The organism is Mucilaginibacter sp. AK015 (genome assembly GCF_014200785.1).
GTDB lineage: Bacteria > Bacteroidota > Bacteroidia > Sphingobacteriales > Sphingobacteriaceae > Mucilaginibacter.
In genome coordinates this window covers 1615079-1638449 of the sequence record NZ_JACHCV010000001.1, presented here as the reverse complement: position 1 = coordinate 1638449, position 23371 = coordinate 1615079, and the positions used below count along the sequence as shown (strand labels likewise).

The 23371-nt window shown below is 44.2% G+C and carries 21 protein-coding genes and 1 tRNA gene; 14 read left to right on the top strand and 8 right to left on the bottom strand.

Translation table 11 applies throughout. The features are described from left to right. Positions 1-141: 141 nt before the first annotated feature. Genes HDC91_RS07210 through HDC91_RS07200 form a run of 3 tightly spaced genes read left to right on the top strand, consistent with a single transcriptional unit; the run spans position 142 to position 2203 of the window. Positions 142-1065 carry an aspartate carbamoyltransferase catalytic subunit gene (locus tag HDC91_RS07210; protein WP_162431521.1) on the top strand — a complete coding sequence of 308 codons (924 nt, stop codon included), beginning with the start codon at positions 142-144 and terminating at the stop codon, positions 1063-1065. Further along, positions 1062-1724 carry a DUF3885 domain-containing protein gene (locus HDC91_RS20165; protein ID WP_183549894.1) on the top strand — a complete coding sequence of 221 codons (663 nt, stop codon included), beginning with the start codon at positions 1062-1064 and terminating at the stop codon, positions 1722-1724. The genes HDC91_RS07210 and HDC91_RS20165 overlap by 4 nt, the downstream gene beginning before the upstream one ends. Positions 1725-1747: 23 nt before the next feature. Continuing rightward, a complete protein-coding gene (locus tag HDC91_RS07200) occupies positions 1748-2203 on the top strand; it encodes a hypothetical protein (RefSeq protein WP_183549892.1) in 456 nt (151 codons plus the stop codon). Positions 2204-2473: 270 nt separating this feature from the next. Here the strand turns inward: HDC91_RS07200 and HDC91_RS07195 are convergent, their stop codons facing one another. Then, positions 2474-3778, bottom strand: coding sequence for an NAD(P)/FAD-dependent oxidoreductase (locus HDC91_RS07195; protein ID WP_183549890.1), 1305 nt, complete (start codon positions 3776-3778; stop codon positions 2474-2476). Between the two features lie 155 nt (positions 3779-3933). Between HDC91_RS07195 and HDC91_RS07190 the strand changes: the two genes are divergently transcribed. The 6 genes from HDC91_RS07190 to HDC91_RS07165 all read left to right on the top strand — a co-directional run bounded on the left by HDC91_RS07190 (position 3934) and on the right by HDC91_RS07165 (position 12638). Then, the gene (locus HDC91_RS07190; protein WP_183549888.1) at positions 3934-5643 is read left to right on the top strand and encodes an alpha-amylase family glycosyl hydrolase; all 1710 of its coding nucleotides are present in this window, start codon (positions 3934-3936) and stop codon (positions 5641-5643) included. A gap of 201 nt (positions 5644-5844) precedes the next feature. Next, entirely contained in the window at positions 5845-8259 is a 2415-nt protein-coding gene (locus HDC91_RS07185) for a glycoside hydrolase family 31 protein (RefSeq protein ID WP_255476693.1), read from the top strand. 224 nt (positions 8260-8483) lie between these two features. Next, positions 8484-10664, top strand: coding sequence for a 1,4-alpha-glucan branching protein GlgB (gene glgB, locus HDC91_RS07180; RefSeq protein ID WP_183549886.1), 2181 nt, complete (start codon positions 8484-8486; stop codon positions 10662-10664). Between the two features lies 1 nt (position 10665). Then, on the top strand, positions 10666-10857 hold the full coding sequence (locus HDC91_RS07175; RefSeq protein WP_162431527.1) for a hypothetical protein: 192 nt from the start codon (positions 10666-10668) through the stop codon (positions 10855-10857). 107 nt (positions 10858-10964) lie between these two features. Continuing rightward, complete coding sequence (locus HDC91_RS07170) at positions 10965-11864, top strand: helix-turn-helix domain-containing protein (protein WP_183549885.1); 900 nt, start codon at positions 10965-10967, stop codon at positions 11862-11864. A gap of 51 nt (positions 11865-11915) precedes the next feature. After that, complete coding sequence (locus tag HDC91_RS07165; protein ID WP_183549882.1) at positions 11916-12638, top strand: SDR family oxidoreductase; 723 nt, start codon at positions 11916-11918, stop codon at positions 12636-12638. A 105-nt stretch (positions 12639-12743) separates the two neighbouring features. Here the strand turns inward: HDC91_RS07165 and gap are convergent, their stop codons facing one another. Genes gap through pfkA form a run of 3 tightly spaced genes read right to left on the bottom strand, consistent with a single transcriptional unit; the run spans position 12744 to position 15581 of the window. Next, the gene (gene gap / locus HDC91_RS07160) at positions 12744-13739 is read right to left on the bottom strand and encodes a type I glyceraldehyde-3-phosphate dehydrogenase (RefSeq protein WP_162431530.1); all 996 of its coding nucleotides are present in this window, start codon (positions 13737-13739) and stop codon (positions 12744-12746) included. 7 nt (positions 13740-13746) lie between these two features. After that, positions 13747-14595, bottom strand: coding sequence for a hypothetical protein (locus HDC91_RS07155; RefSeq protein WP_183549879.1), 849 nt, complete (start codon positions 14593-14595; stop codon positions 13747-13749). Next, on the bottom strand, positions 14595-15581 hold the full coding sequence (pfkA, locus tag HDC91_RS07150) for a 6-phosphofructokinase (protein ID WP_162431532.1): 987 nt from the start codon (positions 15579-15581) through the stop codon (positions 14595-14597). Before pfkA ends, HDC91_RS07155 begins: the two co-directional genes overlap by 1 nt. 128 nt (positions 15582-15709) lie before the next feature. Here pfkA and HDC91_RS07145 point away from each other — a divergent pair, with 128 nt between their 5' ends. After that, entirely contained in the window at positions 15710-16405 is a 696-nt protein-coding gene (locus HDC91_RS07145; RefSeq protein WP_162431533.1) for an NUDIX domain-containing protein, read from the top strand. Positions 16406-16540: 135 nt separating this feature from the next. On the opposite strand, the gene HDC91_RS07140 is transcribed toward HDC91_RS07145, so the two are convergent. After that, positions 16541-17401, bottom strand: a complete 861-nt coding sequence (locus HDC91_RS07140; RefSeq protein ID WP_162431534.1) for an N-acetylglucosamine kinase — start codon at positions 17399-17401, stop codon at positions 16541-16543. A 380-nt stretch (positions 17402-17781) separates the two neighbouring features. On the opposite strand from HDC91_RS07140, the gene HDC91_RS07135 reads away from it, so the two are divergent. Next, positions 17782-17855, top strand: a tRNA-Arg gene (locus HDC91_RS07135). Between the two features lie 34 nt (positions 17856-17889). Here HDC91_RS07135 and HDC91_RS07130 read toward each other — a convergent pair. Next, positions 17890-18870: a GlxA family transcriptional regulator gene (locus HDC91_RS07130; RefSeq protein WP_183549876.1), complete on the bottom strand. Its 981-nt coding sequence runs from the start codon at positions 18868-18870 to the stop codon at positions 17890-17892. 125 nt (positions 18871-18995) lie between these two features. On the opposite strand from HDC91_RS07130, the gene HDC91_RS07125 reads away from it, so the two are divergent. Continuing rightward, positions 18996-19439 carry an SRPBCC domain-containing protein gene (locus HDC91_RS07125; protein WP_183549873.1) on the top strand — a complete coding sequence of 148 codons (444 nt, stop codon included), beginning with the start codon at positions 18996-18998 and terminating at the stop codon, positions 19437-19439. A 152-nt stretch (positions 19440-19591) separates the two neighbouring features. Here the strand turns inward: HDC91_RS07125 and HDC91_RS07120 are convergent, their stop codons facing one another. Further along, on the bottom strand, positions 19592-19753 hold the full coding sequence (locus HDC91_RS07120; RefSeq protein ID WP_183549870.1) for a hypothetical protein: 162 nt from the start codon (positions 19751-19753) through the stop codon (positions 19592-19594). An 80-nt stretch (positions 19754-19833) separates the two neighbouring features. Between HDC91_RS07120 and HDC91_RS07115 the strand changes: the two genes are divergently transcribed. Further along, a complete protein-coding gene (locus HDC91_RS07115; RefSeq protein WP_370576796.1) occupies positions 19834-20676 on the top strand; it encodes a glycoside hydrolase family 25 protein in 843 nt (280 codons plus the stop codon). A 58-nt stretch (positions 20677-20734) separates the two neighbouring features. Next, complete coding sequence (locus HDC91_RS07110; protein WP_183549864.1) at positions 20735-21031, top strand: hypothetical protein; 297 nt, start codon at positions 20735-20737, stop codon at positions 21029-21031. A gap of 38 nt (positions 21032-21069) precedes the next feature. Here HDC91_RS07110 and HDC91_RS07105 read toward each other — a convergent pair whose 3' ends face one another. Next, entirely contained in the window at positions 21070-23187 is a 2118-nt protein-coding gene (locus tag HDC91_RS07105) for a tetratricopeptide repeat protein (RefSeq protein WP_183549861.1), read from the bottom strand. Positions 23188-23371: the final 184 nt, after the last annotated feature.

The following is a 23371-nucleotide window of genomic DNA, read 5'->3' as shown; positions in this document are numbered from 1 at the left end:
TACGATATAACAAAAAAACGATATGTCATTGCGAGGAGGTACGGCGAAGCAAACTCGTAGCAATGCATGAACGCTAAACAATGCGAAGAGATTGCCACGCTATCGCTCGCAATGACATCGCGTAATTATTAATAAAAGAACATGGCGCTGAGCACAAGGCATTTGTTAGGAATTAAGGATTTGAACCGATCGGATATCGAACTGATATTTGAGACCGCCGATAATTTTAAAACGGTACTGAACAGGCCGATAAAAAAGGTGCCCTCGCTGCGCGATGTAACCATAGCCAATATCTTTTTCGAGAACTCTACCCGTACCCGTCTGTCATTTGAACTGGCCGAAAAAAGGCTCTCGGCAGATGTGGTAAACTTTGCTGCCTCTTCATCATCGGTAAGTAAGGGCGAAACCCTGATAGATACTGTTAACAACATACTGGCCATGAAGGTTGATATGGTGGTTATGCGCCACCCGTATGCCGGTGCCGGCATCTTCCTGAGTAAGCATGTAAAGGCCCAGATAGTAAATGCGGGCGACGGCGCGCACGAGCACCCCACCCAGGCGCTGCTTGATGCCTTTTCTATCCGCGAGCGCTACGGTGACGTAGCCGGGAAAAAAGTGGTGATAGTGGGGGATATCCTGCACTCGCGCGTGGCGCTGTCAAACATACTTTGCCTTAAACAATTAGGGGCAGAGGTAATGGTTTGCGGGCCAACAACGCTTATCCCTAAATACATTGGTTCGCTTGGTGTAAAGGTTGAGCACAACCTGGTAAAAGCGCTAAACTGGTGCGATGTGGCCAATATGCTGCGCATTCAATTGGAACGTCAGGATATCAAATACTTCCCATCACTGCGCGAATACACGATGATGTTTGGGCTTAACAAGCAGATACTTGACGGGCTTGATAAAGAGATAACCGTGATGCACCCCGGCCCCATAAACCGCGGCGTGGAAATTACCAGCGACGTAGCCGACAGCAAGCAATCCATCATCCTTGACCAGGTAGAGAACGGCGTGGCCATACGCATGGCGGTGCTGTACCTGCTGGCGGGGCAAACAGCGTGAAGGCTATAGTTAAAAAAACTCATGAGTTTTTAAATGAAAACTTCCCAGGTTTAGATTTTCGAATACCTTTATTTTATAACTGGGATAACGCCCTACGCTTTGATCTGGAACATGATATTGATGATGATCCAGATTCGGTATGCTACTTCAACGAAGTAATTAAACGGGCTATTACTCTTTTTGAGGAATCTTTTGCGCCTGACGACCAAGCTTTTTTTATTTTAAGGCAGTACAAATTGAAAAGGCGTAAAATAAGGGTAGGGAATTACTTTTTTAAACAGTTATCGGATTTTAAAAAAGACGATGTTAATTATTACACCACAAAATCGTTTAGTCACCCCAACGAGGACTTGATTGACGCATCTAACGTAGCATTAGGGAAGATTAAAGTTAGCCAACTCAATTACAGTAATGTGTTATCCGCAATCGCTTTATCGTACCAACCTACTGTAAAGTCTTTTGAAAGATTTTCTGACATAAATTTACCTTTTCAGATATTTTTTATCAATATCGGAAAAAAGCTTATTTTTCATATGTACGATAATCGGGGGTTGGATATTTTAAGCAGTAATATCGACTATATTAAACCGCATTATACTAAATTTAATGATTGGATATTAGACTACGACAGAGTGAAGATCAATCATATATTTGAATAACGTTATTACTGACCGGAAACATCATGATAGTAGCTTTATACGGCAAACGAGTCCATGCGTGGTTGATGTCCTTAAGCAAGTTTCAAGCCGGTATATTATATTTTTTAATGACAGCCATCCCCGTCATCGCAGTTTATTTAATTGCAGGGGTTTTGTTTTACCACAATTATGAGGGAGCTTTTAAAGATGCTGGCTTTTTACTCGTGATGTTATCTATGGATGCCATTTATGGAGCGATCTTTTTTAAAGAAAAAGCCTTTAAAAAATCAAAAAAGGAGCAGGAATTATCAACCGGGGAATCACCATCCGGTAATATAAGTGACTCGGAATTTATAGCACATTGGGGGAAGAAACGTAAAGCGGGCATATTAAAATATGTAATTGCCAACGGCCTTTTTGCCGCCTTTGTATTGATTTTCCCGGTTTCGTTTTATTATTTCCCCATGCACAATCAACAGTCAACCCTTTCACGGATCTAAGCGAGATGTTAGCTTTTATTTTGAAATGCTTTTGCATTGGTTTTTTTGCAGGTGCTTCTTATTATGTGCTATCGTGGTATTTAAACGAGCGGCATTTTAAACGCCTTATTTAACCAACCACGAATATATACACTTAGTTTTTGACGCCTAATTCTTTTAAAAAGAACCGTGTATGTTATATCAAGGCGATTTTTCAAAATGCAAACTGCTGTATATCAAGGGTTCAAGAATGTTCACGGTGTTCACGTGGCGCGAACGTGAACACTTTTGTTAGTTTTTAAGCATCCGCCCGGCTACCTCCAATCCACTGCTTAAGGCGGCTTCAACTGTGCCCATTGCTGCGCCCTCGTATAGGTATTCGCCGGTAAAATATATCGTATCTTCCACAGGACTGTTCAAGATCTTGCGCGCTGCCGGTGCGTTAATGGTGTCGTAAGCGTAAGAGCCACGGGCAAAGGGGTCGGCCGTCCAGTTCATAACCCTGTAAGCGATCAGTTTGCTTTTCAGTTCTTCAAAATCCCGCTTAAAAATATTGGCTAACGATTGCATGCCTTGCATCATTATCTCTTTATCAGGTGTATCGGTTTTCCCGGCAGCAGCGGGGCCACCTATCCAGCCGGTAAGCACGTTCGACTCATCAGGCACCTGCGTCCACCAGGTGGGTATTTCCTCATCGCTAAAAAGGTAACCCATTTCATCAATGTTTTTGCCTGCCATTTCGCGCGTTTTAACATCCAGCCAAAAAGCGCTGTCAAACTCAAACAAAAGCTTTATTACCGCGCCAAAGCCCATTTGCATTATGGCGTTTTTATGTGCGGATAAGGGGGGATCAAAAGTTATTGCGCCTGCTTCGCCTGTTTTAACTTGCAAAACACCTAAGGGCATTGCTATCAGCAATTGAGCGGCGGTGTATTTTGCACCGTCATCGGTTATAACGTCTACACTTTTCTTCTGCCAGATTATCTTTTTAGCCACAGTATTCAAAAATATCTCGCCGCCGTTTGCTTTGCACTCATTGGCCAGGTAATTTATCATGGCGCAATAACCGCCAACAACGCGGTGCTGGGCGTTTTCATCCTCATGCTGCCACTCGTTGCGCAGGGCAAAAGCGCTGGCCTCGCGTGGGTCGGCGGTATCATAGCCCGATACGTAACTCCAAACCGAATCACGAAGTTCTTTGTATCTATCCCCCGCAAACTCTTTTAGCAAAAAGTCGTAGATATTTGTATCGTGTTCCAGTTGGTTGAGGCCCTCCATAAGCAGGTCCCAATCCTTCACTACAATGCTGTTCTCTTCAAATTTGCCATTATCAAACCGCCACATTTCTGCGTTAGCGCTTCGCAAATCTATGCCTGCTTCGTTTAAAAGAGCAAGTGTAACCGGCAGGTCGCCATGAACAAATTCGGCGCCTAACTCCGTATCCTTGAAAAAATATACATTGTTTACACCGTAAATGCGCCCGCCGATACGGTCGCGGGCCTCCAGTATGGTAACTTGCCTGCCTGCTTTGCTCAAAGTACGCGCAGCCATTAAGCCCGCGGCGCCGGCCCCTATTATTAAGATATTGTTTTTCATACGATAGGCGCGCAAATTAAAAGGAATAGCCTGAAGATGCAAAAAATCGTTCTTCCTTCCATTCAAAGCCAACATAAGTTACTGTAAAAAACAAGTATTTACAAAGGCTATCAATGATTGTATTATTTTAGCCAACTCAAAAACGTGTCAATTACATGCCCGATCATAAACTAATCATATACCAACTACTGCCGCGTTTATTTGGCAATAAAGTAACCACCAATAAGTTTTACGGCTCGGCGGAAGAAAATGGTGTTGGTAAACTAAATGACATCACCGACAGGGCCCTCGCCGAAATAAAGGCGATGGGTTTTACCCACGTTTGGTATACGGGCGTTATAGAGCACGCCACCATGACAGACCACTCCGCCCATGGTATCAAGCCCGACGACCCGGATGTGGTTAAAGGCCGCGCCGGTTCGCCCTATGCTATAAAAGATTATTACGACATTGCCACCGACCTGGCTGTTGACGTGGAGTTCCGCATCTCGGAGTTTAAAGAGCTGGTTGGCCGTACGCATAAAAGCGGGATGAAGGTAATTATCGATTTTGTGCCTAACCATGTGGCCCGCACGTATGCCTCGGACGTTAAGCCGAATGGCGTGCGCGATTTTGGTGAAGATGATGATAGCACCGTAGATTTTTCGCCTGATAACGACTTTTACTATATCCCGGGGCAGCCTTTTGTGGTGCCGGGCGGATATAACCCGGGTGGCGACGATTTTAAATCGCCCCTAAAGGATGGGAAGTTTGACGAGTACCCCGCTAAAGCTACGGGCAATGATGTTTTTAGTCCCGCGCCGGGCATAAACGACTGGTTCGAAACCGTTAAGCTGAACTACGGGGTTTACTACCTGGATGGTAAAAAATCATACTTTGATCGTATGCCACCGCTTTGGCATAAAATGTACCATATACTAACCTACTGGTGCAAGATGGGCGTTGACGGTTTCCGTTGTGATATGATCGAGATTGTACCCGTTGAATTCTGGGCATGGCTTATCCCGAATATCAAGGCAAACTACCCTGATGTTATTTTTATTGGCGAGGCGTACGATAAAGATCAGTATTACAATTACATCCATAATGGCGGGTTCAATTACCTGTACGATAAAGTGGGCTTATACGATGCCATCCGCAGGCTTACCTGTAACGAGCCGGGCGCATCTGCATGGGAGATAAACGCCGTGTGGAACAACCACTGCAAAGGTATTGACCACAACATGCTCCGCTTTATGGAAAATCATGACGAGCAGCGCATAGCCAGCCGGTTTTTTGCTGGCGACGCCATGCTGGCTGTTCCCGGAATGATTGTAAGTGCTACTTTGGCTACCGGGCCGGTAATGATATACTCGGGCCAGGAAGTAGGTGAACCCGCTACAGGTGCATGTGGGTTTAGCGGCGACGATGGACGAACTACTATATTTGACTACTGGGGGATGCCCGAACATCAAAAATGGATGAACAACGGCGCGTTTGATGGAAAGCACTTGACGGTGGGGCAACAGCAGCTGCGCAACTTTTATGGTAAACTGTTAAACATTACAAAAGATAACGAGGCGTTAAACAGTGGGAGCTTCTATGAACTAATGATAGCTAATGAGCACCAGCAGGGGTTTGATACTAAATTGTACATGTACCTGCGTTATACGGCACACCAAAGGGTGCTGATAATAGTTAACTTTAACCGCGAAGCGCGAGCTATAAACATTAAACTCCCCGTAGAAATACTTACACAATTTGACCTGAGCGGTGAAGCCAGTTTTTCGGATATGTTAAGCGGTGAAACATTTAGCACAACTGATATTGGGGATGGTATACCAGTTATTGTTAATGGCAGCAGCGGTTTATTGCTAAATTTATAATTCTTTCGAAAAATCAAATAATCACGGGTAATTTGGCTTAATTATAGCGGGAAAATTCGTTTATTAGTAGTTATCAATAATTTGCAGATATAAATACGCTTTTTAGTAAAGCTGAAAAAGCCCTTTAATTTAAACATGACTGAACACATGCCTGACCCCAACCCGGAGCTAATAACAGCCCGTTTGCTTCAGGTGGAGGATATGATACTGGAGGATGAAGAGTTTCACCATTTAAATAACCCCGCCGATGGCATTAAACCCATTGTAAAAAAATACCTGGGCGTACCCAATCACGCAGAGCAACTTGGCAATAAAATTTTCTTTACTGATGGCGATGCCAAAGTAGAGGTTTTAATAGTTACCAATGATATCATCCGCGTACGCCTTGCGCCTCACAGCGTTTTCCTGGAGGAGTTTTCGTACGCCGTGCCCCAACTGCCGCAAACACCCGTTGAGTTTACGTTGCTGGAAAACGACCAGGAGTTTCGTGTGGCAACACCGGCCATCAACTGCCATATACGCAAGAAGGACTTTCTTATTTCGTTTTCCGATAAAAACGACCATGTTACCAGCGCAGATGCTGTACCCATGCACTGGGAAGAAAATACCCAATTTGGCGGTTACTATGTATTCTGCACCAAAACCTGTGCAGATCAGGAAAGCTTTTTTGGCCTGGGCGATAAGGCGACCGAGTTTAACCTGCGTGGTAAACGCTTAAAAAACTGGAACACCGATGCTTATTCCTTCGGGTTTAACCAGGACCCGCTTTACCGGGCTATTCCGTTTTATATCAGTTTGAATGATAATATCGCACACGGAATATTTTTTGATAACACCTTTAAAGCTCACTTTGATTTTGGTGCAGAAGACCGCACTAAAACCAGCTTTTGGGCCGATGGCGGCGAGCTGCAATACTACTACATCCACGGCCCGCATATGATGGATGTGGTGAAAAATTATCACCTGTTAACCGGTACGCACCCTATGCCGCCGCTTTGGGCGCTGGGATATCATCAATGCCGCTGGAGCTATTATCCCGAAAATAAGGTAAGGGTTATTGCCAACGGCTTTAGGCAAAACAAGATCCCCTGCGATGGCATTTACCTGGATATAGACTATATGGATGGCTACCGCTGCTTTACCTGGAGCCCCAAATATTTCCCTAATCCTAAAAAGATGATAGCAGACCTGGCTGCCAACGGGTTCAAAACCGTGGTGATCATAGACCCGGGCATCAGGGTAGACGATAATTATTGGGTTTTTAAAGAGGGAAAAGAAAAGAGATATTTTTGCCGCCGTTGCGACGATTACTTTATGGAGGGCCATGTTTGGCCGGGCCGCTGCCAGTTTCCCGACTTTACTAACCCAGAGGTACGCGCCTGGTGGGGCGATCTGTTCGACGACCTGGTTGAAACAGGCGTGGCCGGTGTTTGGAACGATATGAACGAACCGGCTGTTTTTGGAGCCGGTACCTTCCCCGACGATGTTCGCCACCAGTACGATGGCTATCGTGGGTCGCACCGTAAGGCACACAATATTTATGGCATGCAAATGGTACGCGCCACTTACGAGGGTTTGCGTAAACAAATGAAAAACAAACGGCCGTTTACCATTACCCGCGCAGGGTACTCGGGTGTTCAGCGATACTCATCCGTTTGGACGGGTGATAACGTGGCATCATGGGAGCATTTAAAGTTAGGTAATATTCAGCTGCAAAGGCTTTCGGTATCGGGTATTTCTTTCTGCGGAACGGATATTGGTGGCTTTAGCGGCGAACCTGACGGCGAGTTATTTACCCGCTGGATACAAATGGGCAGCTTTTCGCCATTTATGCGGGCGCACTCGGCCGGCGATACCAAAGAACGTGAACCATGGAGCTTTGGCGAACCTTACACATCCATAAACCGTAAGTTTATCGAGTTGCGTTACAGGCTGATACCTTATCTGTATTCAGCATTTTGGGAACATCACCGTTATGGTTTCCCGATCTTGAGACCGGTGGTGATGCACGAACAGGCAGAGCCATCTAACCATTTCCGCCAGGATGAATTTACCTACGGCGATAAAATACTGATTTGCCCCGTTTTGGAGCCAGGCCAAAAAAGCCGTAAAGTTTATTTACCAAAAGGAAGCTGGTACGATTTCTGGACCCTGGAGATGATTGCAGGGGGCAAAGAGGTTGTTGTGCCAACGCCATTAGATATCATGCCGATATTTGTTAAAGCGGGCTCGGTTATTCCCGAATACCCGGTTATGCAATACACCGGCGAAAAAGAAATAGAGGAAGTAAAGCTGAATATCTACTATAGCGATTATGAGGTAAACTCGTTCCTGTTTGAGGATTACGGCGAAACCTTTGCCTACGAACAGGATATTTACCTGGAAAAGAAGTTTGTAGTAAACGGAGACGCTGATAAGTTAACCATTAAACAAAGCATGGAAGGTTTGTATACACCGCGGTACGAAGGGTATCACTTTAAGATAAATGGCCTGCCGTTTAAGCCTGCCAGGATACTTGCCGACGGTAAAGAGATAGATAGCATAAGCGCCAATAACGATAAAACCTACGAATTTAAGTTTACTAAAAACTTTAAACGGATAGAGATATATAAATAGCCGGTAAGTCAAATTATAAGCCACAAAGCGCACAGAGCCTTTCCTGAGTAAGGTACCTGTGTCCTTTGTGGTTTTTATTTGCTTGTACAGGTTAAAAGCTAAGCTAAAGTCGCTTTTATATAAACATCTTGGCTATATTGTATGTTCAATAATGATATATTTGATATATCAGGGTATCGTATCCTTAAAAGCAACTAACCTATGCGCATCGTCGCTCCCTAACTATGGCAAAGCAAATAAAAAAAACCGACCCTGGATTAACAGAATCGGCACCTATAAAAACAAAAAAGGAAACCAAACCCAAAGGCGCTGCCAAAGAAATATGGCCCGAGGCTGATGAAATAACGGTTTCCAAAAAAGAATTACCAAAAAAAGATACAGAAAAACCAACCGCCGCCAGAAAGACCGCGGCGCCAAAAAAAGGAAAAGCCCTTGAAATTGTAGATAATACAACTGACCTGAAAGCGGTTGAGCCATATAGCCGCTTTACCGATTACGATATCGATCTGTTTAAGTCTGGCAAGCACTTTAAACTGTACGAAAAGCTTGGCTCGCACGTAACTGAGCATAAAGGTGTGGTGGGTACTTACTTTGCTGTTTGGGCGCCAAACGCTCAGTTTGTATCAGTTATTGGCAATTTTAACGGTTGGAATAAAGGGGCGCACTCGTTAAACTACAGGTGGGATGCTTCAGGCATATGGGAAGGGTTTATCCCGAACGTTGGCGTAGGCGAAACTTATAAATATTTTATTAAGGCATCTACCGGCGAAGACCTGGAAAAAAGCGACCCTTTTGCACTGCGCTGGGAATTGCCGCCACGTACGGCATCCATCGTTGCCGATACTTATTATGAGTGGGACGACAAGGACTGGATGACCAATCGCCATCAGCATAATGCCCTGGATAAGCCGTATTCGGTTTATGAGATGCACCTTGGTTCGTGGGCGCGCAGCCCCGAAAGTCCGGATGAGTTTTTAAGTTACCGGCAAGTAGCCGAATCGCTGGTGCCATATGTAAAGGAAATGGGCTTTACGCATGTAGAGTTTATGCCTTTGATGGAGCACCCTTATTATCCAAGCTGGGGGTACCAAATCACCGGTTTCTTTGCGGCATCGTGCCGTTACGGTACCCCGCAGGACCTGATGTATTTGGTAGAGCAATTCCACAAGGCCGGCATTGGCGTTATACTGGATTGGGTACCCTCGCATTTCCCGGGCGATGCGCATGGCTTGTATAATTTTGACGGCACGCACCTTTATGAGCATGCCGACGTTCGAAAAGGCTTTCATCCCGATTGGAAATCATATATCTTTAATTATGGCCGTAACGAAGTGCGGGCTTTTTTGATCAGCAACGCTTTGTTTTGGTTAGACAGGTACCATGTTGACGGCTTACGCGTGGATGCCGTAGCTTCAATGCTTTATCTTGATTACTCGCGCAACCATGGCGAGTGGGAACCCAATGTTTTTGGCGGCAACGAGAACCTGGAAGCAATATCTTTCTTAAAAGAGTTTAATGCCACAGTTTACAGCAATTTTCCCGATGTGCAAACTATCGCCGAAGAATCAACCTCATTTGCCGGGGTAAGTCGCCCGGTTTATACCGGCGGGTTAGGTTTTGGCATGAAATGGATGATGGGCTGGATGCACGATACGCTCAACTATTTTGCGCATGACCCTATCCATCGTAAATATCATCAAAACCAGCTTACTTTTAGTATGGTTTATGCGTTTACCGAAAATTTTATGCTGCCCTTTTCGCACGATGAAGTGGTTTACGGCAAAGGCTCGATGCTGAACAAAATGCCCGGCGACGAATGGCAAAAGTTTGCCAACCTGCGCTTGCTTTACAGCTTTATGTTTACCCATCCGGGCACCAAGCTATTGTTTATGGGCAGCGAGTTTGGCCAAAGCGCCGAATGGAGCTTTGAAAGATCGTTAGACTGGCACCTGCTGCAATATGATAGCCATAATGGTATCAAAGAAACGGTAAAAGCCATTAACCGGTTGTACCGATCTGAGCCTGCGCTGTACGAAAAAGCGTTTGAATGGACCGGCTTTGAATGGATAGATGCGGGCAACCTTGATGATTCTGTTATAGTTTATACCCGAAAGGGCAAAGAAAGGGAAAACGACCTGGTTATTGTATTGAACATGACACCCGTTGTACATGCCAATTACCGTATAGGGGTTCCTGCTGCAGGGCAATGGCAGGAGATATTTAACTCTGACAGCGATAAATTCTGGGGAAGTGGTATCATCAATTTCGACCCGATAACCACCGAATCATCGGGCTGGCACGGGCGCGATAACTCTATGACCATTAAAACACCGCCCCTGGGCGCCGCGATATTTAAAAAAGTATCCGGCAAAACCGAAAAGATAAAATCAAAAAAACTTAAGTAATATGGCCGGTAAGTTCTTCTATTTGTATCTGGTAGGGGGCACAGTAGCCCTTGCGTTACTTATATATAGTATTATTGCGGCTTATCCCGCGGTAAATGCGAGCGGTGCATTGTTTTATGTAATACCAACCTTGCTGCTTTATTATATGGCATACAAAACCTGGCATGTGAAAAATGACAGCGAGTTGATGTAAAGAATTGAGATACGATCTGCGCTTTAAAGAAGCAGCGTAAAAAGGTTAATAAACACTGCTTAAATATGAACCGCGCCGGCATGTTATAAATTGAATACTTTTGCACCATGTCTGTGTTAACTGCTACCGAAAACCATACTATTCCAAGTTATCCATTAGTCACTATTGATGGCGGCAAGCCCGCTATGATAGTTGTGCGCGAAGCCAATGGGGTCGACATCATTATAGATGATGCCTTTTTACTGCCCCACCGTAAAGATTATTACTTTTTTGCCTTTATAGAACAAGGCGGCAGCCGCCATTGGATTGACTTTGTGCCCTACACAGTTAAACCGGGTCATTTTTATTTTACCGTTCCGCAGCAGGTGCATTTAAAGGAAGAGAGCACACCGGTGAAAGGTTACATAGCTGGCTTTACGGAAGAGTTTTTAGCGCTTGAGGAAAACCGGATGCTGCGCCGCCTGCCCATTATACAAAACCCCGCCGGTGCGCATGAACTGGTGTTAAGTGAAGATGATATAAGCTACATTGAGGACGCAATGCGCAAAATGACCATTGAGTTTGAGGCCGGTGGCACGTGGCAAAATCAAATGCTTACTTCGTGGCTGCGAGTGCTGGTGATATACCTCAGCCGGCTGTATAATGAGCAATATGGCGAGCATTGCATCACAAAAAGTTATTGCCTGCTAAAAAGTTTCCAGGAATTAATAGGCGAGCATTACGCCAGCCAGCATGTGGTTGCGGCCTACGCTAACCTTTTAAATATTACGCCCGGCTACCTAAACGATGTCATTAAACAGCAAAGTGGTAAAACCGCCATAAGCCACATCCATAACCGGTTGGTAGTAGAGGCCAAGCGCAAACTGTTGCACACCGATCTATCAGTTAAGCAAATAGCCGATGAGCTTGGGTTTGAAGATGCGGCTTACTTCAACAGGTTCTTTAAACGGATTACCAACACCACGCCGATGGCCTATCGGCAGCAAATCCGTGAAATGTACAGTTAATGCCCTGCTATGTGCAGCTATAATGTGTTTTTGGTGCTGTAGTTTTGCCACATGGAAAAACAAACTGTATTAATAACCGGAGCCAATAAAGGTATTGGCCTTGAAACCGCCCGCCAACTGGCAAACGCAGGCTACCATGTGTTTTTGGGCTGCCGTGATAAACAGCGCGGCGACGAAGCTGTACAATTACTGCATAATGAGGGTTTAAATAATGTTGAGCTATTATTAATAGATGTAGTGAGCGACCAATCGGTGCAGCAGGCTTACGAGGATCTTTCAAAACGCATTGACCATTTGGACGTGCTTATAAACAATGCCGGCATCCCGGGCAGTATACCGCAACCGGTGTTGAGCACCCCTATAGAAACATACAAAGACGTATATGAGGTTAACGTATTTGGCGTTGCCCGGGTAACAAAAGCTTTCGTACCGTTGATGCAGGCTTCGGCCAACCCCAGGATAGTGAACGTAACATCAGACCTTGGCTCGCTTGGCCTGCATACCGACCCTACCTGGAGACATTACGAAGTTAAAACCGCAGCGTACGGTCCGTCAAAAAGCGCGTTGAACGGCTACACCATAGCATTAGCTTATGAGCTGAAAAACTTTAGGGTAAATGCTGTAAATCCGGGGTACACCGCTACCGATTTCAATAACAACCAGGGTTATAAAACGGTACAGGAAGGCGCTGCGCCCATTGTAAAATACGCTATGATAGATAACGACGGCCCTACAGCCGGCTACTTTAGCGATTACGGTGTTACACCGTGGTAAAAATTACAGGCTGCACGGTTGTTTTAAAAAGATCGCAGTTACGGTAAAAAAAACAGCCCCGCTTATTAGGCGGGGCTGTTTTTTTTTTTACGAGGTAAACTAAACTTACAGTTTGCCAACTTCCTGTACCAGGTCGATCAGTTTGTTTGAGTAGCCCCATTCGTTATCGTACCATGATACCACCTTAACAAAGTTGTTGTTAAGCGCGATACCAGCTTTAGCATCAAATATTGAGGTACGTGCATCACCTTTAAAATCTTCTGATACTACCTCATCTTCTGTATAGCCCAAAATGCCTTTAAGGTCACCTTCAGAGGCTTCTTTCATTGCGGCTTTAACTTCTTCATAAGTAGCAGAAGTTTTTAAGCGCACGGTTAAGTCAACCACAGATACATCAGCAACCGGTACACGGAACGACATACCGGTTAATTTCCCCTTTAGTTCCGGAAGAACCAGGCCAACCGCTTTTGCAGCGCCGGTTGATGATGGTATAATGTTCTGATAAGCGCCACGGCCGCCTCTCCAGTCTTTAGCCGATGGGCCGTCAACTGTTTTTTGAGTAGCAGTAACTGCGTGTATGGTGCTCATCAAACCTTCTTCGATACCAAATTTATCATTTAATACTTTAGCTATAGGCGCTAAACAGTTGGTTGTACATGATGCATTTGAAACAATGTGTTGATCTGCCTTTAACAGTTTGTGGTTTACACCCATTACAAATGTAGGGGTGTCGTCCTTAGCGGGTGCGCTCATTACCACTTTTTTAGCGCCGGCATCAATATGTTTTTGTGCAGTTTCCTGAGTTAAAAATAAACCGGTAGATTCAATAATAACCTCTGCACCTACTTCGTTCCATTTAAGGTTTGCAGGATCTTTTTCGGCAGTAACACGTATGGTTTTGCCGTTAACTACCAAGTGGCCGCCTTCTACGGCGATGGTACCTTTGAAAGGGCCGTGAGTTGAATCGTATTTTAACATGTAAGCCATGTAATCCGGCTCAACAAGGTCATTAATACCTACAACTTCAACATCTTGTCTTTCAATTGCGGCCCTAAAAGCTAAGCGACCGATACGGCCAAAGCCGTTGATTCCTATTTTCATGATTTTTCTAATTTTTATTTGAATAGTACGTCAATAAATGGTTTATGGGTTCTTTAATAATATCCGCTATTTTAATTTCGGTACCTTCGGCTGCCTCGTACAGGTAGTCCTGAAAGTTGGCCGCCACAGTACCCGCAAAATGCACTGATGAATCGGGGTGCTGTTTATGCAGCGGTACCAGGTATGTTTTTATCAGTTTGCCAAAGCCCGTGGTTATAACGTTCTTTATAAAAGCGTCCTGTTTGTTTTCGAGGAAGAAATCGGCAAACGAACTAAGAAACAATGCCGGCTGCTTTTGACGATAAACTTTTTCTAACAGGGTTTTGCGGTCGGCATCATAACGCTGCACAAACTTTTTGCGAATGTTTAGCGGCAGTGTTTCGTTCATAAAACTTTTTATGAGTTGCCTGCCCAGCCAATTGCCCGACCCCTCATCAGCTAATATATAACCCAAACCATAGTTGTTTGGTTTCACTTTTTTGCCATCGTACCAGGCAGCGTTACTTCCGCTTCCGCAAATACTAACTATGCCCGGCTGGTTGCGGCAACAAGCAATAGCGGCAGCTTCAATATCGTGGCCAACGCTTATTTTGGCAAATTTAAAAAACGCAGCAAGCGCATTATACACAACTCTTTGCAGATCATCTGAAGATGAGCCCGCACCAAAAAAATAAATGCGCTTTATTTCTTCGGCGTGGTGTATAAGGTTTATATTTTTATTAAGTAGTTGTAAAATATATTTTTCGTCGTTAAAATAGGGATTAATAGCATTGGTGTTGAACGATGCAACCGTCCTTCCCTTATCAGCTAACCGCCAGCTGGCATTATTTGATCCACTATAAACAACTGCAATCATTAAATTGATAATATATCTGCCATTTGCATCAGGTCGTCTTCTAATTTAAACTGATGCTGGGTTAAAGCTTCTTCAAGGCTTGTTAGTTTGATGTGATTAGCTTCAAGGCCAACCATCATTTGCGTTTTGCCATCTATCATGGCATTAACGGCTGCAAACCCTAAACGGCTACCCAATATCCTGTCGAAAGCCGACGGGCTGCCGCCGCGTTGCAAGTGGCCCAATATAGTAACTTTTATATCGTAAAACTTCACTTGTTTTCTAACAGCTTCGGCAAGGTCATAAGCACCGCCGCTTTTATCGCCTTCGGCCACAATAACAATACTTGATGATTTTTTATTGTACTGCCCCGCTTTCAGGTTTTCTATCAGCTTATCAATAGCGGTATCGCGTTCGGGTAATAGTATGGCCTCGGCACCACATGATATACCGGCGCGCAAGGCAATAGCGCCCGAGTCGCGGCCCATAACTTCGATGAAGAATAAGCGGTCGTGCGCGTCGGCGGTATCGCGTATCTTATCAATGGCCTCTATCACCGTGTTGGTTGCGGTATCAAAACCCAATGTATAGGTAGAGCCGTAAAGGTCGTTATCTATGGTGCCCGGTACGCCAATAACAGCAATATCAGGATATTTTTTTGAAAAACGCAAAGCGCCGGTAAAGGTACCATCGCCGCCTATAACTACAATCCCGTCTATGCCGGCTGCTTTAACATTTTGATAAGCTTGTTCCATTCCCTCATCGGTACGGAACGGGAGGCACCTGGCGGTTTTTAAAACTGTGCCGCCAAGATTTAAGATATTGCTTACCGACCGGGTGTTCATATCAAACATATTGTTATCGATAAGCCCCTGGTAGCCCTGGCGTACGCCTGCAACTTGCAGGCCGTTATATATAGCGGTACGTACTACAGCCCTTATGCAGGGGTTCATGCCGGGGGCATCGCCGCCTGAGGTAAGAACTGCTATTTTTGAAATTTTATGCATCTTTACACAAGTAAATTTGTAGGTGCGAATATAGTGTGTCAAATTTACACCATTAAATTTATTTATATTATTTTTACATTAAAAATTAAGGATATATCTTTAAACCATTAACCTAAAAGCCCAATCCCTTGGAAGTAAAGTTACCTACATTTAACTCAGTTTTTTCTATAGACTGTGTCATATTTGGTTTTGAAGCCGGAGAACTGAAAATATTACTTATAGAACGTAATGAAGAGCCTTATAAGGATTGGCTTGCCTTACCCGGATATATTGTAGAGCAGGATGAGAGTATTGATAACGCTGCTGAACGTATTTTATATGAATTAACCGGCCTGCGCGACCTGCACATGCAGCAGTTTCATACTTTTGGCGAGGTTAACCGGCACCCTCAGGGGCGTGTTATTACAGTTGCTTATTATGCTTTGATACGTATAAACGGCCAAAAAGAGGTTAAACCGGTTACCCAATATGCAAAGAGTGCGTTTTGGCATCCGGTGAACGATTTGCCTAAACTGGCGTTTGACCACAGCGAGATATTTGAAACAGGCTTCAACAAAATTCGCCGCAGGTTAAATTATCAGCCTATTGCTTTTGAGTTACTGCCCGAAAAATTTACACTAACTCAACTACAGTCGTTATACGAGGCTGTGCTGAATAAGAAGCTTGATAAACGCAACTTCCGCAAAAAAATGCTGAGCTACGGCTTTTTAAAGGAACTTGATGAAAAACAGAAAGGGGTATCTTACCGCGCTGCCAAACTGTATAAATTCGACAGACGCAAATACACTAAAATATTTCAGAACGACCTTAACCTTGATAAATAGTTTGCAGCAGGCGGTTGCCCGTTTGCAGTTATAAGCTGGCAGTTTACATCCCCACAAATAATATAAAAGAGAAAGCCGGTAATTAATTACCGGCTTTCTCTTTTATACTTCCTGCAAACTGGCAACCGCCAACGGTTACAACTGGCTTGGCGCTAATTCTAAATGGTATTTAACCAGGTTATCTATAGGCGACCGGATGATGTTGCCTACCGTCATGCCATTTTCGGTACAAACCTCTTCAAGCACATTGCGGAAGTTGTAACCAACAGATCCGATGCAGTTGAAGGTGTACTTTTGATAATCGGGGTAATGGGTAACCAGGTTGCGGAAAAAATCCTCGAACGAGGTGCGAACCAGGTTGCGCGAGTATTCTATATTTACAATGTTGTCATAAACAAACTTGCTAAAGCTGGCGCAAAAGCGGTTTGCCCTCGGCTGCGTGTAAACAATTTCGTTTATATCATCCGGAGTAAGTTTAAAGGTTTCCCAAAAATTCTTACGTACGGCTTCGGGCATGTATCCGCGCAAATAATCTATCAATAATTTTTTACCAATGTGGCAGCCGCTGCCTTCATCACCAAGAATGTAAGCGCCCGAGTCGATGTTGTTTATGATCTCTTTGCCATTGTACAGGCAGGTGTTGGTACCTGTACCTAAAATGGCGGCAAAGCCCTCGTTGTTGCCTAAAAGGGCACGTGCTGCGGCAAGCAGGTCATGACCAATGTACACTTTGGATTTTGTAAAAACCGCCGTCATGGCATCCTCAACAACCTTTCGCATTTCCGGGGTTGAACAGCCTGCGCCGTAATAATTAACCTCGGTAATGTTATCTTTCTCAAGATCGGTAGGGAGGCTGTCTCTTAAAGATTGAATAATGTACTCAGTGCCCGAAAAATAAGGATTGTAACCCTCGGTGTTAAAATACACCTTTTTACCATCTTCGGTAACTAAACACCAGTTTGTTTTGGTGGAGCCACCGTCAGCAATTATGATCATAAATAAGTTTATTAAAAAAAAATTGGGTTAAAAGTATGATTAACTTATTGTAAAAAAAACACTTCGTACTTTTAAAAAGTAAAAATGCACTATTTAACAAGGTAAAACTTAATGTATGTGTGTAAATTTTAACTTTTTTGCCAAAAATAAATTTTTAGCAAATCCGCACATTAAAAAGTTAAACCGTTAAATAATAATTGTTTTATTTACATATATGCATTTAGGTTAACTATTAACACCGGTTTATAACAGAATACAATTATATGTATATTTTAACAAATATTTATAGGGGGAGTTTTTTGTGCCGATAAATTTTTGAATGTTGTTGCTATTGTCTGTTTAAACCAAAATTAGCATATTTGCACTGCAAAATTTGCGATGGTCTCATAGCTCAGCTGGATAGAGCAACAGATTTCTAATCTGTCGGTCTCAGGTTCGAATCCTGATGAGATCACGGGTAGCCCCTTTAACCATTTAGAGGGGCTTTTTTATGCGGCAAGTACTTTATTGTACTTTGCACGGTATTCTTGCGGCGACATGCCGGTTATTTTTCGAAAAACCTCGCGAAAGGCTTTCAGATCGGTATAGCCAACATCATACATCACTTCGTTAATAGTTTTTGCACTGCTCTCAAAAGCTCGTTTTGCAGCTTCTGTTTTTACCCTTTGGGCATATTCCACCGGCGTATTACCTGTTGCCTTAATAAACCTCCTGTCGAAGCTGCGCCTGCCCACTGCAAACTTGGCTGATAAGTGCTCTATCGAAAGCTTTTCCTGCGGATTGCATTCAATGTAAGTTTGCGCTTGCTTTACCATCTCGTCACCATGCAGTTTTTGCCCTTTAAAAATAATAAACTCCGACTGGCTTAGCCTGTCAACTTCTACCTGGAAAACCTTTGAACAATAAATGGCTGTTGCCCGGTCAAAATATTTTTCAACCAGGTATATAAGCAAGTTTAGAAAAGAAAAAGCTCCACCGTTGGTATAAATGCCGTGCTCATCGGTGATCAATTTATCAGCTTGCAGGTCTATTTTCGGGAACATCGTTTTAAAGTCATCAGCAACAGCCCAGTGGGTCGAGCACATTTTGCCATCTAATAAACCTGTGGCAGCCAGCAGGTAAGCCCCGGTACAAACACTGGCTATCTCGGCACCCCTGGCATATTGCTTTGCTATCCAATCTATCATTTCAAGGTTATCTTTCACGGCGTTGTGATAGTTATGATTCAGCGAGGGGATGATAACCAGGTTGGTTTTGCTTATAGCCGACACATGAGTATGTGGCTTGGCAGCGAATAAACCGCCATAATAATCAACTTGCTCTGATAACCCTGCCAGCTCAATTTTGTAAGGTGTCCGCTTACCGGCGGCGACAAAATATTCGTTTGCGCGGGTAAGTATTTTATAAGCCCCAACAATGCTGGTTAAGTTGTTAGGCCCGTTGGGTACTAATATGGTGATGTGTTTCATTGCTCGTCTTGAACGATAAAAATAACGAATAGATTTGTCCAAATCAACCCGTCATAATGTCTATTTGGCGCCCTGCGCCGAATTGTTTAATGCACTAATATTGTTTAAAAAAACAGACAGAAATCATGCAAGATCAGAATTTTACAACCACGTTTTTAGTAGATAAATCGCCCGCAGAAGTGTTTGACGCCATAAACGATGTGCGCGCCTGGTGGTGCGAAAATTTTACGGGAGCCTCTCAGCAATTAAATGACGAGTTCGCGGTTAAGTTTGCCGATATACATTACTCCAAACACAAATTGACAGAGGTTATACCCGGCCAAAAAGTAGTGTGGCATGTTACCGATAGCAAACTGAATTTTTTAAAGGATAAAGAGGAGTGGAACGGCACTGCAAACATTTTTGAAATTAGCGCCGCCGGTAACCAAACCCAGCTCCGCTTTACACATGATGGCCTTACCCCGCAAATTGAATGTTTTAAAGATTGCTCCAACGGCTGGTCGTATTATTTAAACAGCCTGGTAAATTTTATAAACACCGGCGAAGGTCAGCCTTATCACGAAGAATAATTGAGTAAGCCCCGCCGAATAACAAGCGGGGCTTTGCTTTTATTAACGTAATTGAATATGCGAGTTTCGGGTTTTTCCACCGCAGGATATCGTTTACTGGGTAAAGAATTTGTTGCGCTATTACTGGCTGATCTAACAACAGCCTCATCAACTTATTTATTTTCCTCCGGCGGCATCTCGTCCGGTAACTCATCGGGACTTTCGTCAGGCACTTCAGGCGCTTTCGGATCAACGGGCTGCTCTATTTCCGGGCGGTCTTTTTTAACCGGCATCTCTTCAGGCTCGTTGGGGATAGTTTGATGCTTTTTGCTCATGTGTAAACAACATTACCGCTGATGAGATTGTTTTTACTGCAAGCTGCTGTTCCGCATTTTACAATTAGCTATTTTTGCATGTGCCTGTCAAGAAAAAAAACGTCCGCAGAAAAAAGAAAGCTAAAACCCCGTCCCGGTTAAAATACTATCTCGCCCTTGCTGCTGTGCTGTTGCTGTTATCTCCATTTTACTACGGGTACGTTATTAAAACGGCGTCGTATACCTGGCGGTGGATAAAAGATATCGGTAAAAATACTGATTACCGCACCTATAAAAGCTTCGGTATCCGGATCCCGTCAAATTACCAGGTGCATGGCATCGACGTATCCTATGCCCAGGGAAAGATAAACTGGACTAAGGTAGCCGAAATGGAAGAGGACGGCGTACGCATCCGCTTCGCGTTTATCAAAGCTACCGAAGGGCTTGTAATTGCCGACCCATATTTTAAGCGTAACTGGAAAGAGGCCCGGAAGGCCGGTATTGCCTGCGGGGCGTACCATTTCTTCAGGCCGCGGAAGAGCGGTTTGTGGCAGGCCCGGTTTTTTGTACAAAACGCATCGCTGCAAAAGGGAGGGCTGCCACCGGTTGCAGATGTTGAGCGGCTGGACGGAAAAGCACCCGCTGCTATGCGGAAGGAGCTGAAGGAGTTTTTGCGGTTTGTAGCGAATAAAACGGGCGAAACCCCTATAATTTATACGGGCATCAGCTTTTATCGCGATTACCTTGCCGGCTATTTTGATGAATACCCCTTATGGATAGCCCATTACAACCGCGATAGGTTAAATGTAAGCGCCGACACCAACTGGATGTTTTGGCAGCACGCTGAAACGGGCCGTGTTAATGGCATTGGGCACAAGGTTGATTTTGATGTTTTTAAAGGAGACAGCCTTGCGTTTGAGCGATTTATTGCAAAAAGTAAGTAACGCATCGTATACTAATATCATATATTGCGCCGTATTAAGCTTTAAAAAAAACCATACAATGAAATACGTAGCATCACGCCTGTCTGAAGGGAACAAGATCTTCCCTGCAGAGATAATAACCGAAGAGAATGGCATCACCATAAAAATCCCCGGCTTGTTTAGTGGCGACACTACAACCATAGCGTACGATAGTATATCTGCTGTAGAGATAGATACTCCCTTAATTGGCTACTCCACCATCAGGTTTTACCATAACGGTAACAAGGTACAGGCACATGGCTTCTCAAAAAGCGATGTAAAACAAATCAAAGCTTTTATTGAAGAAGGCCGTAGCAGGGCGCGGAGTAATATTTAATCGTGTAGGATACCGCTTAAGGTCCTTATGCTTTTGTGTTATTTCCGGTTTGGCAGGTCGAACCAGAAAGTGGTGCCCTTACCAGGTTCAGTTTCAAACCATATATTCCCCTTGTTCTGGGTTATCATATCCTTGCAAAGTATCAGCCCCAGGTGGTTGCCCTTTTCGCCCTGTGTGCCGGTACTAAGGGTATGTTCAAGGCTAAATAATTTATCGGCCTCGTCGCGGCTTATGCCCGGGCCGGTGTCGCTTATTGATATAATGGTACGATTGCCATTTACTTCGGCGTTAAAAACTATGGAGTCGCTGGCCTTGCAAAATTTTATACTGTTTGACAGCAGGTTACGTATCACCAGGTTTATCATGTCCTGATCGGCAAAAGCCATGGTATCTGCTTTGGCCGCGTTGCTCACCCGCAGGTTTTTTAACCCTATTTTGGTTTCAAACAAATGGATGTTTTCATCAATAGTGCTCCTGATGTCAACATCAACAGGGTTTATTTTCATACCCTCTAACTGATTTTTTGACCACTCCAGCAGGTTATCTAAAAAAGTGCCGGTACTTAGTATGGTATCTTCCAGTTTTACCAGCAGGTCTCCAAGTTCTTTTTCGTCCATATCGCCTTCGCGATAAACTGCCAGCAGGGTTTGCAACGTGCTTAACGGACTCCGCAGATCATGTGATACGATGGAAAAAAACTTGTTTTTTACATCGTTCAGTCGTTCCAGCTCGATGTTTTGCGCCGTCGATAACTCCATCTGGGCGTTGATCTCCTCGTTGAGCATGGCCAGTTCGTTATTGATCGCCGCAATTTCTTCTTTCTGCTTTACCAGCAGTTTATTAGTAGCCTGCTTTGTTTGGTTGCGGCGGTATAAAACACCCAAAAGCAAAATAGCCGACGCCAGTACAATTGAGGTGGCAATAATTACCGTACTGTATTTGTTGATCTTATCCAGGTAATCAGAGTTTTTTGCGGCAATATCCTGGTTGTTCTTTTCCAAGCCCGCGTTTTCGCTTCTTACCCTGTTCATTTCAATCAGGGTGATGTCTTTCAGCATTTTTTCTTCCTGCATGCTGTCTTTTGATAGCAGGTATTGGGTTTGGTAATAAAACGCATTTTTAAGGTCACCTTTATTTTTATACGCGGTAACCAACTTGTCCATCGATTCGTTACCTACACCTTTAGCCTTTATGGCGCGGCTTATGTTTAAAGCCTGTGTGCCGTATTCAATCGCCTTACCGTAATCTTTGCTATCGTTGTAAACATCGGCAATTGAGTTAAGCACATTTGCTTCAACATATTTATCGCCCAGTGTGCGCATATTTTTCAGGGCGCTATCTAAACTTGTTAAGGCGGCAGTATATTTCTTTTGATGCGTATATGCCCTGCCTAAACCCATGCGGGTCAGGCCAATGCCGTTCAGGTCGCCCAGCTTTTGGCGTATGGCCAGGCTTCGGTTATAGTATTCAATGGCCTGTTCATCCTGGTGGTCGGCGAGGTAACAGTTCCCTACCGAGTACAAGGCACTGGCAATACCCATATCGTTTTTACTTTTGGTGTAACCGGCCAATGCTTGCTTAAAATAGCTTCGTGCTATTTCATTTTTATCCATGTCATAGTAAATAGCGCCAATATTGGTGTAGCATTGGTTGGCGCCTAGCTCATAGCCTATCTTTTTATAAATAGCCAGCGCCTGGAAGTAGTTGGTAATGGCTTCGCGGTTATCATCAAGCCTGTTGTAAGCAAAGCCTATATTAGCCAGGGCCCTGCCGGCTGTTAATTCAAAACCATATTTTTTGGCGTGGTTATACCCTACATTGAAGTAAAAAAGCGCGCTGTCTATTTTGCTGCGGATGCCATAGGATATGCCCATTTGCACGTAGGAGTCGGCAACGGCTTCGTGGTTATTCAGCTTTTGGGCAAGGCTCTTATAAACGTTGGCGTAATAGAACTTTTTTTCAGGGTCGACAGATGAGTATGCGGTAGACAACTGTTTAAGGAGGCTCAGCCTTGCCGTATCGGGCATGGTTTGCTTAAGCCGGGGCAGTAGTTCATTCACTTTAGTAATTTGGGCAAAGCAGGGATCAAAAGCGAATAAAAATACCAGTAAATATGGGTTGATGAACCGTTTTATGCTCCAAATGGGGTTTAACATAGGGTGTAAATTAAATAAGGCAGGTAAACAAGGCCGCAATGCGCGGCGTTATTTTTCTGTAGGTAAATATAACTATTGTCCGGCCTATTTTAAACTTATTTTACCATTGATGCCCGCATTAGCCGCTGGTTAAAGGTATGCGCAGGCGGTCTTAACCACCCCTTACGAAGGCTGGTTTCATGGT

What these genes read in the sequence shown, in the direction of transcription:
- HDC91_RS07210 (WP_162431521.1), top strand. Translation starts at nt 142, where the DNA reads ATGGCGCTGAGCACAAGGCATTTGTTAGGAATTAAGGATTTGAACCGA.
- HDC91_RS07200 (WP_183549892.1), top strand. Translation starts at nt 1,748, where the DNA reads ATGATAGTAGCTTTATACGGCAAACGAGTCCATGCGTGGTTGATGTCC.
- HDC91_RS07195 (WP_183549890.1), bottom strand. Translation starts at nt 3,778, where the DNA reads ATGAAAAACAATATCTTAATAATAGGGGCCGGCGCCGCGGGCTTAATG.
- HDC91_RS07190 (WP_183549888.1), top strand. Translation starts at nt 3,934, where the DNA reads ATGCCCGATCATAAACTAATCATATACCAACTACTGCCGCGTTTATTT.
- HDC91_RS07185 (WP_255476693.1), top strand. Translation starts at nt 5,845, where the DNA reads ATGATACTGGAGGATGAAGAGTTTCACCATTTAAATAACCCCGCCGAT.
- glgB (WP_183549886.1), top strand. Translation starts at nt 8,484, where the DNA reads ATGGCAAAGCAAATAAAAAAAACCGACCCTGGATTAACAGAATCGGCA.
- HDC91_RS07175 (WP_162431527.1), top strand. Translation starts at nt 10,666, where the DNA reads ATGGCCGGTAAGTTCTTCTATTTGTATCTGGTAGGGGGCACAGTAGCC.
- HDC91_RS07170 (WP_183549885.1), top strand. Translation starts at nt 10,965, where the DNA reads ATGTCTGTGTTAACTGCTACCGAAAACCATACTATTCCAAGTTATCCA.
- HDC91_RS07165 (WP_183549882.1), top strand. Translation starts at nt 11,916, where the DNA reads ATGGAAAAACAAACTGTATTAATAACCGGAGCCAATAAAGGTATTGGC.
- gap (WP_162431530.1), bottom strand. Translation starts at nt 13,739, where the DNA reads ATGAAAATAGGAATCAACGGCTTTGGCCGTATCGGTCGCTTAGCTTTT.
- HDC91_RS07155 (WP_183549879.1), bottom strand. Translation starts at nt 14,595, where the DNA reads ATGATTGCAGTTGTTTATAGTGGATCAAATAATGCCAGCTGGCGGTTA.
- pfkA (WP_162431532.1), bottom strand. Translation starts at nt 15,581, where the DNA reads ATGCATAAAATTTCAAAAATAGCAGTTCTTACCTCAGGCGGCGATGCC.
- HDC91_RS07140 (WP_162431534.1), bottom strand. Translation starts at nt 17,401, where the DNA reads ATGATCATAATTGCTGACGGTGGCTCCACCAAAACAAACTGGTGTTTA.
- HDC91_RS07130 (WP_183549876.1), bottom strand. Translation starts at nt 18,870, where the DNA reads ATGAAACACATCACCATATTAGTACCCAACGGGCCTAACAACTTAACC.
- HDC91_RS07125 (WP_183549873.1), top strand. Translation starts at nt 18,996, where the DNA reads ATGCAAGATCAGAATTTTACAACCACGTTTTTAGTAGATAAATCGCCC.
- HDC91_RS07120 (WP_183549870.1), bottom strand. Translation starts at nt 19,753, where the DNA reads ATGAGCAAAAAGCATCAAACTATCCCCAACGAGCCTGAAGAGATGCCG.
- HDC91_RS07110 (WP_183549864.1), top strand. Translation starts at nt 20,735, where the DNA reads ATGAAATACGTAGCATCACGCCTGTCTGAAGGGAACAAGATCTTCCCT.
- HDC91_RS07105 (WP_183549861.1), bottom strand. Translation starts at nt 23,187, where the DNA reads ATGTTAAACCCCATTTGGAGCATAAAACGGTTCATCAACCCATATTTA.